This is a genomic window from Marinobacter suaedae (genome assembly GCF_030519635.1).
Lineage (GTDB): Bacteria > Pseudomonadota > Gammaproteobacteria > Pseudomonadales > Oleiphilaceae > Marinobacter > Marinobacter suaedae.
On sequence record NZ_JAUMIS010000001.1, the window covers coordinates 852,669 to 870,488 of the forward strand.

General features: G+C 56.5%; 12 protein-coding genes. 2 read left to right on the plus strand and 10 right to left on the minus strand.

The features are described 5' to 3' along the window. Positions 1-67: 67 nt before the first annotated feature. The 4 genes from astA to QVZ43_RS03970 form a co-directional block, all read right to left on the minus strand. Positions 68-1,162: an arginine N-succinyltransferase gene (gene astA, locus QVZ43_RS03955; protein WP_302908954.1), complete on the minus strand. Its 1,095-nt coding sequence runs from the start codon at positions 1,160-1,162 to the stop codon at positions 68-70. Between the two features lie 28 nt (positions 1,163-1,190). Continuing rightward, positions 1,191-2,207, minus strand: a complete 1,017-nt coding sequence (locus tag QVZ43_RS03960; RefSeq protein WP_302908955.1) for an arginine N-succinyltransferase — start codon at positions 2,205-2,207, stop codon at positions 1,191-1,193. 9 nt (positions 2,208-2,216) lie between these two features. After that, complete coding sequence (locus tag QVZ43_RS03965) at positions 2,217-3,434, minus strand: aspartate aminotransferase family protein (RefSeq protein WP_302908956.1); 1,218 nt, start codon at positions 3,432-3,434, stop codon at positions 2,217-2,219. Positions 3,435-3,536: 102 nt separating this feature from the next. Then, entirely contained in the window at positions 3,537-4,988 is a 1,452-nt protein-coding gene (locus QVZ43_RS03970) for an exonuclease domain-containing protein (RefSeq protein WP_302908957.1), read from the minus strand. 161 nt (positions 4,989-5,149) lie between these two features. Between QVZ43_RS03970 and QVZ43_RS03975 the strand changes: the two genes are divergently transcribed. Next, a complete protein-coding gene (locus QVZ43_RS03975) occupies positions 5,150-6,325 on the plus strand; it encodes a DcaP family trimeric outer membrane transporter (RefSeq protein WP_302908958.1) in 1,176 nt (391 codons plus the stop codon). Between the two features lie 435 nt (positions 6,326-6,760). On the opposite strand, the gene aceF is transcribed toward QVZ43_RS03975, so the two are convergent. Both aceF and aceE read right to left on the minus strand, forming a co-directional pair. Next, positions 6,761-8,440, minus strand: coding sequence for a dihydrolipoyllysine-residue acetyltransferase (gene aceF / locus QVZ43_RS03980; RefSeq protein WP_302908959.1), 1,680 nt, complete (start codon positions 8,438-8,440; stop codon positions 6,761-6,763). Between the two features lie 10 nt (positions 8,441-8,450). Continuing rightward, positions 8,451-11,120, minus strand: a complete 2,670-nt coding sequence (aceE, locus tag QVZ43_RS03985) for a pyruvate dehydrogenase (acetyl-transferring), homodimeric type (protein WP_302908960.1) — start codon at positions 11,118-11,120, stop codon at positions 8,451-8,453. Between the two features lie 665 nt (positions 11,121-11,785). Here aceE and QVZ43_RS03990 point away from each other — a divergent pair. Then, entirely contained in the window at positions 11,786-13,150 is a 1,365-nt protein-coding gene (locus QVZ43_RS03990; protein WP_302908961.1) for a KamA family radical SAM protein, read from the plus strand. Positions 13,151-13,272: 122 nt separating this feature from the next. Here the strand turns inward: QVZ43_RS03990 and QVZ43_RS03995 are convergent, their stop codons facing one another. The 4 genes from QVZ43_RS03995 to trxA form a co-directional block, all read right to left on the minus strand. Next, a complete protein-coding gene (locus tag QVZ43_RS03995; protein WP_302908962.1) occupies positions 13,273-14,736 on the minus strand; it encodes a hypothetical protein in 1,464 nt (487 codons plus the stop codon). Between the two features lie 188 nt (positions 14,737-14,924). Further along, on the minus strand, positions 14,925-15,242 hold the full coding sequence (locus tag QVZ43_RS04000) for a hypothetical protein (protein ID WP_302908963.1): 318 nt from the start codon (positions 15,240-15,242) through the stop codon (positions 14,925-14,927). A 29-nt stretch (positions 15,243-15,271) separates the two neighbouring features. After that, the gene (locus QVZ43_RS04005; protein WP_302908964.1) at positions 15,272-16,702 is read right to left on the minus strand and encodes a hypothetical protein; all 1,431 of its coding nucleotides are present in this window, start codon (positions 16,700-16,702) and stop codon (positions 15,272-15,274) included. Positions 16,703-16,789: 87 nt separating this feature from the next. Then, positions 16,790-17,653, minus strand: a complete 864-nt coding sequence (gene trxA, locus QVZ43_RS04010; protein WP_302908965.1) for a thioredoxin — start codon at positions 17,651-17,653, stop codon at positions 16,790-16,792. Positions 17,654-17,820 lie beyond the last annotated feature (167 nt).

Genomic DNA, 17,820 nt, shown 5'->3' on the forward strand with positions numbered 1-17,820 from the left:
AAAATCAGAATTCTTGTAACGTCAGGGCACTCTCCTGACGACCGGAACATCACTGCTAACGCGGTGACTATGCCCCCAGTCGTCGGCCCTGCCTTGCGCCCCGGGTACCACTCAGGGACCGGGAGCCTCTGTCTTTCAATGATGTCACGCGCACGGAATCACCGGACTCTACCTGCAGCGCTTCGGCCACCTCTGGCGGTAACTTGACCGTATCCGGCCCCACGCACGTGGCCGGCACTGTGGTCACCCGGAAATCCCGGAACGACCGGTTGGACACCATCACTTTCTCGTCAACTGGCACGTCCAGTTCCACCGGCTTGCGCGTCACCATGACATGGCGATTGGCCGAATCCCGGACGGTACGAATGCTCGGAATGAACGCTTCCACCACCGGACCGCCGTCGAAGATGTCCACCAGCCCGTTGAAGTTGAACCCTTCCGCCTGGAGCATCTTCAGCGCGGGGGCGGTGTTGTCGTGCACCCGGCCAATCACCGCACGGGCGGAACTCGGCAGCATCGGCAGGTAGATCGGGTACTTGGGCATCAGCTCGGCAATAAACGCCTTGTTGCCCAGACCGGACAACACATCGGCCTTGCTGAACTCCATATCGAAGAACTTGCTGCCCAATGCGTCCCACAGGGGGCTGTTACCCTCTTCGTCGGATACCCCCCGCATTTCCGCAAACACTTTCTCCGAGAAGTGGCCGCGGAACTCGTCCAGGTACATAAACCGCGAACGGGATAACAACAGGCCGTTACCACCACCCTGATAGTCCTTGGACAGCAAAAGCGAGCAAATTTCACTCACGTCCGTCATGTCGTTGGACAGGTGCAGCGTGGGCGTACGCACATGGACGCCCAGCTCGCTGGACGCGTTCACCGTGACGCTGAGACGGTAGTTGTAAAACACTTCATCCAGACCAACACGGGCCTGGATACCGCTGATACCAACGGCTTTCTTGGTTTCCACGTCTTCCATGGCGAACAGGTACAGGGCCGCCTCCGGCGCGCACCGCTGCCGGAAACTTTCACGGGCCATGTCGATCTTGCGCTGCAGCAGCTCCCGATCGGCCGGCAGTGTGGTCAGGCCCTTACCGGCCTTTTGAGCCATTTCGTACAGGTCTTCGAGGTCTTCCTGCTGCAATGGACGGATCACCAGCATGTCGCGGTCTCCTTCCTGGTAATCATAGTCATAACGGCGCAACCCTCACTGCTTCGCCGGCGCTCTTGCCCAGCAGATTCCAGGTTTTCACAGGCACTTTCAGCTCATCCTCAAGGGTGTCTTCAATGCCTGCCAGAACACACCGGAAGTCAGCACCTTCACCAGCGGCAACCAGGCAGTTTTCGCCATCATCGTCATGACGTCCGTGCAGGATTTTCCGGTGACTGGTGACCAGGGTATGGAGGCTGTCGGTGCGAGCTTCCAGAACCGGGCCGGCGTCAAAGATGTCGAGGTAACATCCCGCCTGGAACCCTTCCCTGCGCAACAGCTCGTAATTGCCGGAGGTGACGTCGTGGGGTTGGCCCAGCGCCTCCCGTGCCGAATCAGACAACAGGCTCACGTAGATCGGGTTATGAGGCATCATCTCGGCAAGGAACGTCTTGCTGAGTGAGGCGGAATACCGGTCAGCGTCTTCGAACGTCATATTGAAGAAATGACGGCCCAGGCTATCCCAGAACGGCACACTGCCGTCGTCGCTCTGCACGCCCTGAATTTCCACCACCACACGGGAGGTGAACAGGTCACGGTGTTCCGCGATGAACAGAATCCGGGCCCGGGACAGAAGCTCAAAAGCCTCGGTGCCGCGCAACTCCGGACGGATCACGAACGAACACAACAGGGTCTGGTCAGTCAGCGAATGGGAGGGATACAGCACCTCGACCCGCCGGGATACACCCAGTTCGTGAGAGGCATGAATCAGGGCATCCTTGCGGTAGCTGTAGAACGGCTCGCCGCTGCCGGCACGGGCATCGATACCTGCCACACCGCCGATGGTACCGTCGTCGGTGTTTTCCAGAACAAACAGAAATCGGGGAGCCTGGTCTTCGGGCAATGAGCCCTCGAACGAGGCCACCGACAATTCAATTTTACGCGCAAGGCTATCGGATTCTTTCGGCAGCGTAGACGATAGACGGGCACCCTGGGTGCCCGCTATCGTAAGGATCTGCTTCAAGTCATCCAGCTGCGCCGGACGGACAAGCCACATAAAGACTCCTTAGGCCGCAGTCAGCTTCTTGACGGCGGTTTCGAAGCGCTCCAATGCCTCATCAATATCTGCTTCCGGGATGATCAGCGACGGTGCCAGACGGACCACGTCCATACCCGCAACCAGAATCATTACGCCTTCATCGAGGCCAGCGTTGAGGAAGTCCTTGGCACGGCCTTTCCACGCGTCGGTCAGTACGCAGCCGAGCAGCATGCCCGCACCACGAACCTCGCTGAACACGCCGTAACGCTCACCGATTTCCATCATGCCTTTTTGCAGGCGCTCGGAACGGGCGACAACGCCTTTCAGGATCTCCGGCTGGCTAACGGTGTCGATGACCTTCTGGCCAACGGCACACGCCAGTGCGTTACCACCGTAGGTGCTACCGTGGGTGCCAACACCCAGACTGGCAGCCACTTTGGCGGTGGTCAGCATGGCCGCAATCGGGAAGCCGCCGCCCAGGCTCTTGGCGCTGGACAGGATGTCCGGAACCACATCGTACATCTGGTAGGCGAACAGGTGGCCGGTACGGCCTACGCCAGTCTGAACTTCGTCGAAGACCAGCAGGGCTTGGTTCTCATCACACAGCTCACGCAGACCTTTCAGGAACTCGGGGTCAGCCGGAATAACGCCGCCTTCACCCTGGATCGGCTCAACGATCACCGCGCAGGTCTTGTCCTTGGAGATCAGCTGCTTCACAGATTCCAGGTCGTTGAAATCGGCATGAACCACACCACCAGGTGCCGGCTCAAAGCCTTCACGATACTTGGGCTGGCCACCCACACTTACGGTGAACAGGGTGCGGCCGTGGAAGGATTTTTTGAACGCGATGATCTCGTTCTTCTGCTCGCCGTAGTGCTCCCAGGCATAACGACGAGCCAGTTTCAGGGCAGCCTCGTTGGCTTCGGCGCCGGAGTTGGCAAAGAATACGCGCTCTGCGAAGGTCTGGTCACACAGAGTCTTGGCCAGGCGCAGCGCCGGCTCATTGGTCATGACATTGGACAAATGCCATAGCTTGCCGGCCTGCTCCTGCAGTGCACCAATCAGCCCCGGGTGAGTGTGGCCGAGGCAGGTAACCGCAATACCGCCCTGCAGATCGATGAATTCCCGTCCTTCCTGATCCCAGATCCGGGAGCCCTCGCCACGCACTGGAATTATGGAGCCAGGAGCGTAGTTGGGAACCATGACCTCATTAAAAAGTTCTCGAGTTAAGCTTTCTTTATTCATTACTGTTTCTCTCGGGATACACGGATGGAAGCATAACCATAGTGAAAGTGACGCAAGTCACAAGTAGGTACCTTTCCGGATATTCACCTAACTATAGGACACTCATGGCATAACCACATCGGGGCGTTTCAGGGCAGGCAACTCGATAATCCTGCGGTCATGACCATCGCGCCCGAGAAGCGCTTTTACCAGTAACTTGTAGGAATCCAGATCAAAGGTAACCGACGCTCCGCCAAGGGCCAGGTCCTGCAGATCCTGCTCCTCGTGCACCGTGGTTACATGGATCCAGTTGTAGATCACCAGGTAGTCGGTCTGGCCAGTAAACTGGTTGTGCTCCACCACACTGACCGGCCCCTCCCAGGGCCAGGTTTTCAGCCGCAGCCCGTGAAACGCAATCTGCATTCGCAGGTTGTAACGGGTGCGATCCTCACCGCCCTCGCAGGCCCCCTTGCAGCGCCCCAGAGTACGCTGAAAACAGGGGCCATCGTGGCCGGGTTCCAGGCCCAGCAGTGTGTTGCACAGCTCGTTCTTTGCCGCGATGCCACTGAGCGCCTTTTCGGCATCCCGCTTGCTGCGGAACAGTCCGAAATACTCGCCCAGTCGATGCGGCTCCAGTTCACGCACCAGGTGCGCCTGCAGGAAACCCTGCTCATTCTCCACCAGCTCAATGGTGACCAGTCGCTTGGCAGCCCGGGAGCGACGATTGTAGAGCGGATTCAGGCTCTTGATCTGTTTCAGCTCCAGCAACAGCGCCCCCAGTTCGCCAGCGGTTTCCGTCCACTCCACCCGCCGGAGACTCTCCGACATCCGAACACCACGACTGGAGTTGTGATCTCCGGAAAAGTGCGACGCCACCCGCTGGGCAATGTGGGTGCTCTTGCCCACGTAGAGCAAGGCGTCGTTTTCCCCGTAGAAACGATATACCCCGGGACCGGTCGGCAGTTCATGCAGGATATCCGGGGGCAGATGAGAAGGCACACTGGGGGTTTGCAGCAGGTCACCGATAGCGCGCTCCAAAACCTCATCACCCTTTTCCACCCGGGCATGGAGGAAAAACGACAGCATGGCTTCGACGTCGCCCATGGCCCTGTGACGCTGCACCTGACCCAAACCGTGCCGCTCGATCAGCGAGTCCATGTTGTGGCGACGGAACTCCGGGTACAGCCGCCGGGACAACTTCACCGTGCACAGCACTCTCGCCGTAAACAGTCGCCCCAGCCGGCGGAACTCCTGCTTTATAAAGCCGTAGTCAAAGCGCGCGTTGTGGGCGACGAATACCGTGCCCTCCAGCTGCGATTCCAGTTCATCGGCGATGTCCTCGAACCGGGGGGCATCGGCAACCATCTCGTTGGTGATGCCGGTGAAGTGTTCGATAAAGGCAGAAATTCGAACGTCCGGATTGAGCAAGGTCTGCCACTCGCCCACCTGCTCCCCCTGCCGCCAGAACCGGATGCCGATTTCGGTGATGCGGTCCCGCGCAGAACTTCCGCCCGTGGTTTCAATGTCCAGGAAGGCGAAGGTGGTCTTTTTGAGGTGTTCTGTCTGTTTCGCCATATCCCATCATATATCCATGTAACAAGCCGGTCAGATTCATTTTCTTACGGTTAATACTTAGACATTGGTCTAAACAATGCCCGATTTCATTTGAATGACAGCCTCAGTGGCAATACCTTGTCGTGGGGTCCAACAACAATAAAACCAGTGGAGATAAAAACATGCAGAGCAACAAGCTAAGAACCGCTATAAAGGCGACAACAGCAGTGGTAGTGCTGGGTGTTGCTGGACAGGCTAGCGCAGCGAACTTCAGCGCCGGCGAATACGACATGTCGGTATACGGCTATGCACGCCTCAATGCCAGTTACGATATTGACGAAGAAGTAGGCATTTCAACGCGCTCAGGCGCATACAGCGCTATCAACACCACCGATGCCGACGAACCGACCGGCGTTTTTGGTGCTGACGCAGTACAAACCCGAATTGGGGTAAAAACCACCACTCCGGAAGGCGTCAACATTACCGTTGAAGGTGACTTCCGTGGCGGCACGCTTCGTCTGCGCCATGGCTTCGGCGAATACAACGGCGTTTTGATGGGGCAGACCTGGTCCAACTTCAACAGCTTCGTGGGCAATACTTCGACTCTGGACTTCGACTCACTGCCGGGCCTCGCTGGTCTGCAGGGCCGTGTTGCCCAGGCTCGTTACACGACAGGCCCGCTGTCTTTCTCTCTGGAGCAGCCCAACGCTTCCCTCCTGGTAAATAGCACTACTGTTGACGACGAAGGCAACGAGGTGCCAATCGCTACGGACCCCGGAAAGAAAGACAGCATGCCGGCAATCACGGCACGCCTTGAGGACAGTGCCGGAGGCTTCTCCTACTCTGCCGCCGTTCTAGCGCACCAGGTCGGTTACGATACTGGCACACTAGATGAGTCTGCATTTGGTTTTGCGACCTTCGGCGCGGCCAAACTCGCCCTGTCAGACATGTTCACCATTCAGGGCACCGTCTCCTACTCTGACGGTGCAAACAGCTACCTGTACCGTTCAGGCGAAAACTTTGGCGCTGCCAGTGCCTATGTTGACGCCAGCGGTGACGTGGAAACCATCTCTGGCTATGGCGCGTCTGTCGGCACCGGCATCAGCCTCGGCGGCGGTCGCAGTGTCAACATTGGCTACGGCATGGCCACAGTAGACTGGGACGATGCTGAAGCAGATGGACTCAACGGTGTTGGCGGACAGAGCGAAACCAACTCAGCTGTTATGGCTAACTATCAGTGGACCCCGGTAAACAACGTCATGATGGGCGTTGAATACCAACTCCTGAGCCGTGAAAACGTTGACGGCAGCGATGGCGACGCAAGCCGCGTCTTGTTCGCTGCGCAGTACAACTTCTAAACCCCCTTTAGAAGTTACCTCAGGATTTGCCCCGGCACTATGCCGGGGCCTTTTGGCTCCAGACCGGTGCACTCGCTGGTCTGGCCAGCCCACCACTCAAACCCACCCCTCGAAAAACGCACTTCATTTCAATACCTTACTCTAATCACCTTCTCTGGCATGGCGAATGCATTACAACAGGCAGAGAGCGGAAGGATTTCGCCCTCAGCGACAGATTCAGAGAGGTGACACCATGAAACAAGCTAAAGATTCCGACCTGCTGTTTGAGCTGACACAATCCTGGGAAGAGGATGCGCTGCAAGCCATGCACGACTATTTCGACTGGATGTTCTTTGCAAACTGATATGCCAGAGGGCACAAAAAAGGCCGGGAGCCAACAGCTCACCGGCCTTTTTAATTTGGGAGCGCGGCGTCAGCCCCGCTCCTCACCCGCGCCTAGAGAAGCAGCGTGCGGATATCACTGAGCAACTGAGACAACACGCTGGTGAAGCGCGCCGCATCGGCCCCGTTCACCGCACGGTGGTCGTAGGACAGGGACAACGGCAGCATTAGCCGCGGCTGGAAATCGCCACCGTCCCACACCGGTTTCATAGCCGCCTTGGACACCCCAAGAATAGCCACCTCTGGTGTATTGACGATCGGCGTGAATGCCGTGCCGCCAATACCGCCCAGGCTGGTAATGGTAAAGCAGGCACCCTGCATTTCCTTCGGTTTAAGCTGCTTGTCCCGCGCCTTCTGGGCCAGCTCGGCACTTTCGGCCGCCAACTCCCACAAGCCCTTCTGATCCACGTCACGGATGACAGGAACCATCAGCCCGTGAGGCGTATCCACGGCAATACCAATGTGGATGTACTTCTTGCGGACCACTTCCTTCTTGTCCATGTCCAGCGACACATTGAACTGGGGCAGTTCCGCCAGCGCAACGGCACAGGCCTTGAGCAGGAATGGCAGCGGGGTCATTTTCACGCCACGCTTTTCGCCTGCGGCCTTCTGGGCCTTGCGGAACGACTCCATATCGGTGATGTCCGCTTCGTCGAACTGGGTAACGTGCGGAACGTTCAGCCAGCTTCTCTGCATGTTCGTTGCGGTTGCGGACATCATGCGGGACATAGGCTCCCGCTCGATATCGCCAAACTGGCTGAAGTCCGGCAGTTTCACACTCGGTATGCCGGAACCGGTAGCAACACCACCGCCCTGCTGGACCTGCTGAAGCTGGCTCTTCACGTAGGCGTGAACGTCGTCTTTCAGGATTCGACTCCTGGGTCCCGAGCCCTTCACCCGGGCGAGATCCGCCCCCAACTCCCGGGCCAGTTTTCGGACTGCGGGTCCTGCGTGGACCTTGGCACCGGGCGATGGCGGCTCATAAGTCGAACCCTGCGGCTCGACAGCATCGGCCTTCGACTCACCCCCACTCGACTCAGACGCCCTGGACTCTGATTTCGACTCGGACTTGGATGCCGGTTCTGCCTCTTCGGAAGAGCCGGCTTCAGCCCCCTCTTCCTCAATGGTCATCTCCAGCAGATCATCCCCTTCGGACAGCTTGTCGCCCTCCGAGACGAGGATCTTGCCAACCTTGCCCCCAAAGGGCGACGGGATCTCCATCGTGGCTTTGTCAGATTCCACCGTGACCAGCGGGTCCTCGGCTTCAATCGTGTCACCTTCCGACACGTTGATCTCAATAACGGGAACATCTTCAAAGCCGTCCAGCGAGGGCACCTTGACGGTTTCCTTGCGGGAACCACCAGAAGACTTGGCCGGCTTTGGCGCCTCTTCTTTAGTATCCTCCGAAACGTTTGATGCTTCGTCACCACCCGCGGAGGCACTGGCATCGCCCGAATCGGCGCTTTCGGTGTCAGAAGAATCGTCGTCACCACCACCAGACGCATCCAGGGTGCCAACCACATCCCCTTCCTTCACCTTATCGCCGACTTTCACGGAAATGCCCGTGATTTTACCGGCTGCAGGCGCTGGCAACTCTACCGATGCCTTGTCCGACTCGACGGCCAGGATCGGGTCTTCGGCTTCAACCGAGTCACCCTCGCTGACGAGAACTTCAATAACCTCGACCTCATCCGCTCCGCCGAGATCGGGAACCTTGATTTCCTGTTCACTCATGGCGGACTCCTTAGCTCAGCACCGGGTTCGTTTTATTACGATCGATTCCGTACTTACGCATCGCTTCAAGGACCACATCCTGTTTGATGTCGCCGTCCCGGGCCAGGGCTGCAAGCGCGGTCACGGCCACATGGTAGCGATCCACTTCAAAGTGGCTACGCAGCCGCTCCCGGGTATCACTGCGGCCGAAGCCATCCGTGCCCAGGGTCAGATAGGTCTTCGGAATGTAGGCACGAACCTGTTCAGACAGCAGCTTCATGTAGTCGGTGGAGGACACGACCGGACCGTCCTGCTTCTCCAGGCACTGGGTGATGAACGGCTTCTTGGGCGTATCGTCCGGATGCAGCCGGTTCCAGCGCTCGATGTGCAGACCATCCCGCGCCAGCTCGTTGAAGCTGGTCACGCTCCAGACATCACTGGCCACACCAAAGTCTTCTTTCAGCAGTTCAGCCGCCGCCCGGACTTCGTTCAGGATGGAACCGGCGCCCAGCAACTGGACACGCGGTGATTTCTTACGGCCCTTGGTCTCGACCGACTCAAGCTGGTACATCCCCTTGATGATGCCCTCTTCGACCTTCTTGCCTTTCGGCATGGCCGGCTGCTCGTAATTCTCGTTCTCAATGGTCAGGTAATAGAAGACGTTCTGGTTATCCTCGAACATCTCCTTGATACCGTGCTGAACCACAACCGCCAGCTCATATCCGTAGGCCGGATCGTAGGACTTACAGCTCGGGATGGTTTGCGCCAGGATGTGACTGTGCCCATCCTGGTGCTGCAGCCCCTCGCCGTTCAGTGTGGTGCGGCCTGCCGTGCCACCCACCAGGAAGCCCCGGGCCTGGATATCACCAGAAGCCCACGCCAGATCGCCAACCCGCTGGAAGCCGAACATGGAGTAGAAGATGTAGAACGGCACCAGCGCAAAGTTGTTGGTGCTGTAAGAAGTGGCCGCCGCCATCCAGGCCGCCATGGAGCCATCTTCGTTGATGCCCTCTTCAAGGATCTGGCCTTTCTTGTCTTCCCGGTAGTACATGATCTGGTCACGGTCTTCCGGGACGTATTTCTGACCCTCGGACGTGTAAATACCGAGCTGACGGAACATGCCTTCCATACCAAAGGTCCGAGCCTCATCCGGCACGATGGGGACCACACGCTTGCCGATGCGCTTGTCCTTGGTCAGCGCGGTCAGCAGGCGCACGAAGGCCATGGTGGTGGAAATCTTCCGGTCGCCGGAACCTTCCAGCAGTGCCTTGAACGTATCCAGCGGCGGCGCATCCAGCGGCTGGCAGTCTTTGCGCCGCTTGGGATAGAAGCCACCCAGTTCCTGACGCCGCTTCTTCATGTAGACCATTTCAGGGCTGTCCGGCGCCGGACGGTAGTAAGGCACCTTTTTAAGATCTTCATCTTTAATCGGCACGCCAAAACGATCACGGAAGGCTTTCAGCTGGTCCATGTCGAGTTTCTTCAGGGAGTGCGCCGTATTCTGCGCTTCACCAGCCGTGCCGAAGCCATAGCCCTTGATGGTGTGGGCAAGAATAACGGTCGGACGGTTGCCATGATCGTTCACCGCCTTGTGGTAGGCCGCGTAGATTTTGTACGGATCGTGACCGCCGCGATTGAGCTTCCCGATGTCCTCGTCCGACAGAGTCTCGACCAGCTTGGACAGTTCCGGATACTTACCGAAGAAGTGCTTGCGGGTGTAGGCCGGGCCGTTACTCTTGAAGTTCTGCAGGTCACCATCGACCACTTCGTCCATGACCCGCTGCATGATGCCGTCCTTGTCCTTCTCGAACAGTGGATCCCACATGCGGCCCCAGACCACTTTGAGAACGTTCCAGCCAGCACCACGGAAGATACCTTCGAGCTCCTGGATGATCTTGCCGTTACCCCGTACCGGCCCGTCCAGGCGCTGCAGGTTGCAGTTGACCACGAAGATCAGGTTGCCGAGGTTCTCCCGTCCCGCCATCGAAATGGAGCCCAGGGTTTCTGGTTCGTCACACTCACCATCGCCCACGAAACACCAGACTTTACGGTCACCCATATCAATGAGTTCCCGGCTGTGCAGGTACTTCATAACGTGGGCCTGATAGATGGCCTGGATTGGCCCAAGCCCCATGGAGACGGTGGGGAATTGCCAGTAGTCCGGCATCAGCCAGGGGTGCGGATAGGAAGACAGCCCGTTGCCATCCACTTCTTCACGGTATTTATCCAGCTGCTCTTCTTCAAAACGCCCTTCCAGGAAGGAACGGGCATAGATGCCGGGCGACGAGTGCCCCTGGAAATACACCAGATCCGATTCGCGCTCGTCGTCACCGCCGTGGAAGAAGTAGTTGAAACCCACATCGTACAGGGTCGCTGCGGAGGAGAACGACGATACATGCCCCCCAAGTTCGCCCGGGCGCTGGTTCGCCCGCAACACCATGGCCATGGCGTTCCACCGGATCAACGAACGGATGCGGCGCTCCATGAACAGATCGCCGGGCATCCGGGCTTCCTGGGTAACAGGAATCGTGTTTCTGAAGGGCGTGTTGATAGAGTACGGCAACTCGGTGCCGTCCCGACTGGCGCGCTCCGATAACCGCTCAAGAATAAACTTGGCGCGATCAACGCCCTCATTCTCAATCAGCGACTCAAGCGCATCCAGCCATTCACTGGTTTCGATGGGATCATCGTCCTGGTACATCAAACCCTCCCCCTAAGACTATATAAAGAAGATGCTGGCGCCCATTTCCGACTCGGCGCACGACCTGTTTGAATAGCTGCGTTGGATTACAGGGTGTTGCTATGCTCTTGTTTTAGCGTACTCATCCGCGCCATTTTGCGAACACAAAGCTCTCAACAAGCATAGAACAGCTTTGCCACTTTTCCTGCCGCGCATCCTTTACAGAATGGCCCACTCGCCACAAATGCCAGCGAGAGATCCCACGAAGAGGCAAAGCGCCCCACAAAATGTAGTAATTTTTACATCAGGATGAACAAAAATGCGCTTATTTGAGCAAACCTTCCGCAGCTAAATTGCTTTTGTTTAGATTACTTACGGAAGAATGACGACTTTACCCCCCTCAAGCAACCGGACTCAGACCAATGTCTTAGTCCAGCGCCGGTTACACAATTAGTTCAAACTCTAAACAAAAATTACGAACGAATGCCCACCAGCTTTGCTAAAAACCTCGCTCTTTCGATGGCTTACCCTTCACTCACAGAAACCAACTCTTTAGTGACAAAGATTTTTTTAATTAGACCTGAAAACAAAATCCAACTTTTGTATACTCGCTGCCCACTTTTCCACGGGGGCGCCACACCATCCCGCGCTCCCGCTCCAATGACACTTAACCCTGAGGGCGATCTATGAACTCCATCGTCACCTTCCCGAACCGGATTCCTACTACCGAGTTCGAAGAGAGGCGCTTTAAGGTCTACACAGACCGCCAGCTCGACAAAATCGAGGCGATCCAGAGCCTCCCGGAAGACACCCTGTTCGAAATGAAGGTTGTCGCCAGCGTGCTGCCATTCCGGGTCAACGAGTACGTGATCAACGAACTGATCAACTGGAACAAGGTGCCCAACGACCCGATCTACCAGCTGGTCTTCCCTCAGAAGGGCATGCTCAAAGACGAACACTACGAGCGCATGGCCGAGCTGCACCGCAGCGGTGCCGACAAGAAAGAGATTCAGGCAGTTGCCAAGGAAATCCGCGACGAACTGAACCCGCACCCGGCCGGCCAGATGGAAATGAACATGCCGACCCTGGATGGTGAAGTTCTGGATGGCGTTCAGCACAAGTACCGGGAGACCGTGCTGTTTTTCCCGGCCCAGGGCCAGACCTGTCACTCCTACTGCACCTTCTGCTTCCGCTGGGCACAGTTCGTGGGCGACAAAGACCTGAAAATGGCCAGCACCGAAGCCGAGAAGTTGCACGGCTACCTGAAGGAGCACACCGAAGTCACCGATTTGCTGGTGACCGGTGGCGACCCCATGGTGATGAAAACCAAGAACCTGGTGCAGTACCTGGAACCGCTGCTGGATCCGGAGTTTGACCACATCCAGAGCATCCGAATCGGCACCAAGGCCCTCACCTTCTGGCCGTACCGCTTTGTGACTGACAAGGATTCGGATGAATTGATGGACCTGCTGGCCCGCCTCGTGGACGGCGGCAAGCACGTGGCCATCATGGCCCACTACAACCACTGGCAGGAAATCAGCACCGACATCGCCGAAGAAGCCATTCGCCGCATCCGTGCCACCGGTGCCGAAATCCGTGCTCAGGGCCCACTGATCAAGCACGTCAACGACAACGCCGACGACTGGGCCAAGCTGTGGAAGAAAGAAGTCCAACTGGGCATCATCCCCTACTACATGTTTGTCGAGCGGGATACCGGCGCCAAGAACTACTTCGAGGTGCCCCTGGCCGAGGCCTATCACATCTACCGCGAGGCCATGAAGCAGGTCAGCGGCCTGGCCCGCACCGCTCGAGGCCCCTCGATGAGCGCGGGCCCGGGCAAGGTAGAAGTCCAGGGCATTACCGAAATCAACGGCGAGAAAGTGTTCGTCCTGCGCTTCCTGCAAGGCCGGAACCCGGACTGGTTCCAGCGCCCGTTCTTCGCCAAGTACTCAGACACCGCCACCTGGCTGCACGAACTGGAGCCGGCGTTCGGAGAGGAGAAATTCTTCTTCGAGGATGAGTATGAGGAAATGAAGAAGGGCAACGGCTGATTGACTGGAACTCCTGTACAAAAAACCCCCGCCGATGGCGGGGTTTTTTTCAGTCAGGATGAAGTGATTCAGACTGAGCCAAGAGCAGACGAATAAATTGCTCCTGATCCTGCAAAGTTAAATCAGTTCACTTTTCTCCAGATCTGGCGATGAGAGTAACCTTTGGTACGGTTAATCACGTCAGTACCGCGCACGTGAGACAACCGAACCTCTTCACTCTGATCGAAGTAGGACTTGTTCAAATCCTCATAAGAACAAACCGGACCACAGAAATCTTCCGGCAGCTCTGGATCGTTGTAGGCAAAAGTTCCACTTACGCTTTCAAGCTCACAAACGCCATTATTGAGATTCAGCTCCTGACCAGACACCTGAATACCGGTCTCACTGTACACCAATGTCTGTGTGGCAGTTACGTCTGGACACTCCAGGTTTGAGAAGGTCACATCCCAAGTACCAATCATGCTTTTAGTGTAGTCCGCCGCTTCTTTTGGCGTATAAACCGTGGTGAATGTTCCCCAAACATTAGTGGCATACACCTCACCACTGCTAGCGTCTCTCACCCTTTGCTTGTCCGTCTTGGTGCGGATAATTGTGCCTGTACCAGCATCGTACTTCACCTTGACGACTGAAAACTCCTGCTCTTGAGCATTGGGATCCGGGGCGTCAACCCAGCTGCCTGCTTCCCAATTATCGAAAACCTTGTTTAGCTCCGAATAGTCGCATACGCCCTGATCACAGCCCTTAGCAGGCAAGTCATCTGGAGCGGATGCATAGAGAACTTTTGATCCGGAGTTTTCAGCAGTATTCGTGCTACAACTTACCCCATCGATAGTTAAGCTTGAGCTCAACTCATTACCAGTCTCGGTGTAACCTTCCTCATCAAAGATGACGGTCGTAGTCGCGGTTGTTGCACACTTCTGACCATCCCGCTCAAATGTCGTCCTGGTGTTCCATGTACCTTTCAGGTCGATCGTTTTATCAGATGCTTGGGCCAGCGTTTGCTTGAAGTGGGCGAATGCTGTATCCGCAGTAACAAGCGTTTTGTTATCAGCGCTAAGTACATTATCGACCGAGGTCTGAGCTTCAAACTCTGAAGTTGACTTATCGAAATCTACTTCAACGCCTGAAATTTCAGCCTGGTTTCGAACCGTTTCAGAAATCTTGATACCGTTATCAGGGTTTCCGTCCTCATCCAGAGACTGAAGAAAACGAAGAACGTTAGACAGTTTCTCCTCATGGCTAGCTTCATTAACCATATCCAGCGGAGTCATAACGTCAGAAGCAAAAGCACTTCCAATAAGGGAGTTACCAAGTAAGAAGAATACAATCTCGCCTTCTTCGTACTCAAACTCACCATTGGCATTTGTCAGGCCAGTTTTGGTTGGCGTTACATAACGCAGTCCCTCAACCGCACTATCAAGAAATGTTCCGGTTGTCGCTTGAGTCGTAGATGTTCCGCCATCTGTTCCACCACCAACTTCACCGGTGTTTGAGGAAGAGGAAGAACCAGAACCACCGCAGCCTGACAGAGCAAGACCGCCACCAAGCACTGCTGCAACCAAGGCAGAGCGTTTGAACTCCTTCATTTACTACTCCTTACCGGGGAGCGGATTGGCGCCCCCTTTTAATGAATTACAATTGAGCCATTACCTTTAATAGCAGCCAGAGACTAACCCAACCTGCGCCCAAGAAATTAAAAATGTTGTTAAATTAGATATTTAGATCAAAAGCTAGACAAAACGTCCAAATGGCACATCAACTTGCAATGCAATTGCTACCGAAACTTAGGCACAAATCCCTCCGGCTTATCCCGCAACCATTCCACAAACACCCGAAGCTCTTCCAGCTCCAACAACTTCTCCCGGGTATTGAAATGCAGCCCCAGCTCGTATTCGGAGCATGCCTTATGAATGGCGTTATGGCAGGGGCGGCAGACCCACAGGGTGCGGGTAATCAGTTCCTCCTTGCTGAACAACTTCTGGAATCTCTTCTTACGGTGAAGGTGTTTGGGGATCAGGTGATGACGGGTGAGCTTAACGACCGGGCGCCGGCAAAGCTCACATTGATCCGGCTGTTCAGGCAACTTCAGCATGAGCAATCAACTACCTTTCAGATGAGCGGCTAAGGAGGCGGCAGGAAGTACCGATCCAGCAGATGAGGATCATCAAAATGCCGTCGCCCTACAAAAGATACGGCATGCCGCCCCCACTGGCGCATTCCCCCAGCAGACGGCACCCCTGTCGGCCACAGCAAGAAACGTTCAAGTCGCTCGGTTCCGGCAATCAAACCATCGTCGCCATACAGGCGACCGCCCGCATTCGACAGCCCGCGAAGTCCGTCCAACGACTCCAGGCGATAGCTGTGGATTTCCGCGCCAAGATCAGTCGGGTGGAACCCTGAGGCACCAACGAGCTGATGGTCACCCGCAGAAAGAGACAACAAAGGCGCTTCCTTTCCACCCAGTGGAAGGGACCCGAGCAACCAGATTTGCTCTGCCTCATAATCAACACCAACGCTTTTCACCAGCCCACCTTCTGGCAACAGCCACTGGTGGTAGCAGCCGCAGGGATGAATGGTGTCATACGCCAGCGGCTGCCCCCTCGGGCCCAAAGTGACCCTCCAGATAAAGCCATCGAGCTCTCCGGCGTAGATATCCAACCAGTGCTCTGATGGCCGGCCCGAAAACCAGAGCACATAGACCAGTTGGGGCAGAATCCGCCCTCTCATTCGGGCAAAGCTGAGATGAGTAAACACCACCGGCTCTGGCCGAAACTGCAGCTGCCCATTCAAACCTCGAGCAGGAATTCCCGGCACATCGTGACTGTCCCGCGTCTCAATTCGCCATGCAGGCGCATGACGCTGAAACAGCATCAAACGCAACGATTCGCCCAGAACTGGCACGCCGAGAGAATCTAACGGGTAAGTTTCGACCTCAGAACGCCCAACGACGTCAGTCAGGTCCGGCACATAGGTTCGCCAGCCGGCCAAGGCTTTGTAGTGACCGTACTGATCAACCAGCTCCCCCATGGTCACACCGGCCCGCCAACGAACGACGGGTTTCACCAGCGGATACACCCCAAGAACCTGGGCGGGAGTGCTGTAGCTATCAGGGACCTGCACCGATTCGGCCAGTTTCAACCACAGATCCGACTCCGCCCCCAGCTTCGATACCGCCTGGAGAGCACAGCTCCTCAGATCGTCCAGCCACTGCGAGGACGCATCCGGACCACCCTGAACCTCAAACTGCCAGGCAATATCCGCCTTATCGTAAGCGCGCCCCAACCAATCACGACGCTGCGCGGGTGTAAGCTCTGTCAGATCAAAGCTGGCGAGAAAACGGTCGACTCGTAAATAGGGAAAGCCGGGAGGAGACCACTCCTGAGCATCAAAACGATCATCGCTGACGACCCAGTTACGCCACAGGGTAAAGTGGCGATCACAGTCACGGGAAACCGCGACCGTCGGCTCAGCGGCGTATTGAGGGCTCGCACAACCAGTCAGCACCTCCAGCAGAAGCGCCATCCAGACTACGAGCCACCAGTTTCGCCCCATGATGAACCGTCCACCATCGCCCTATCTTGTGTTTTGAAGGCTGCGCGATGGCATTGGTTCCCGGCGAATGCATCTCTCCGGAATCTATCAGTGCATCAGGGTGTACAGTTTACGGCGATAGGTTCGCACGTCAGGGTTGCTGTTACCCAGCTTATCGAACAGCTCGATCAGGGTGGTTTTGGCGACGCCCTCTTTGTAATTGGCATCCGCCTGCATCAAGCGAATCAACAGCGCCATGGCCTCGCCATTTTCTTCCTTGATTACGTGCTGCAGAGCCAGCTGGTGAAGGGCTTCCGGATTCTTAGGATCGTTTGCCAGAATATGCTCCAGCTCGGCCACCGGCGGTAACTGCCCGGCCTGACGGATAAACTTGATGCGCGCCGCCAGCTGCTTGGCCTGGGACTGGAGTTTCTCTTCGGGCGGCAGACTATCCAGCACCTGCTCGGCCGTATCCACATCCCCCAGCTCGGCTTTCAGCTGGGCAATGTCGATCAGCACCTTGAGGTTATCCGGATCTTGCTGATTCATCTCCGTCAGGATGGCCAGTGCGCCCTCCACATCCCCCTGCTCCCAACGCTTGTGCGCCGCTTCGTAAGGGTCTTCTGCCGGTGCTTCCACGTGCTTGTCGAGGATCTTGCGAACCTCACCTTCGGGCAACGCACCATTGAAGCCATCCACGGCCTGCCCGTCCTTTACCAGAATTACCGTGGGCAGGCTGCGAACACCAAGACTGGCAGTCAACTGCTGCTGTTCGTCAGCGTTTACTTTCGCCACCAGGAACTGCCCCTGGTATTCATTCGCCAGTTTTTCCAGGATCGGCATCAACTGTTTGCACGGCGCACACCAGTCGGCCCATACGTCCACCAGAATCGGCGTTTCCGATGAGGCATCCATGACCTGCTGCTGAAAATTTTCCATGGTGGCGTCAAATATGTACGGGGACTCGCTCATGCATTGCACCTGTTATCAATCAATGAATCGTCAAATCTGCCACAGAACGTGGGGGCAGATGACCAGAAATCAAGCAGCCAGCGCAGCAGGCCGTGCCTTGAAATCACCACAACCGTCGTTACATAGACTATAACTTGGCATCCCGGGCAAAAACGCAGACGCACTGG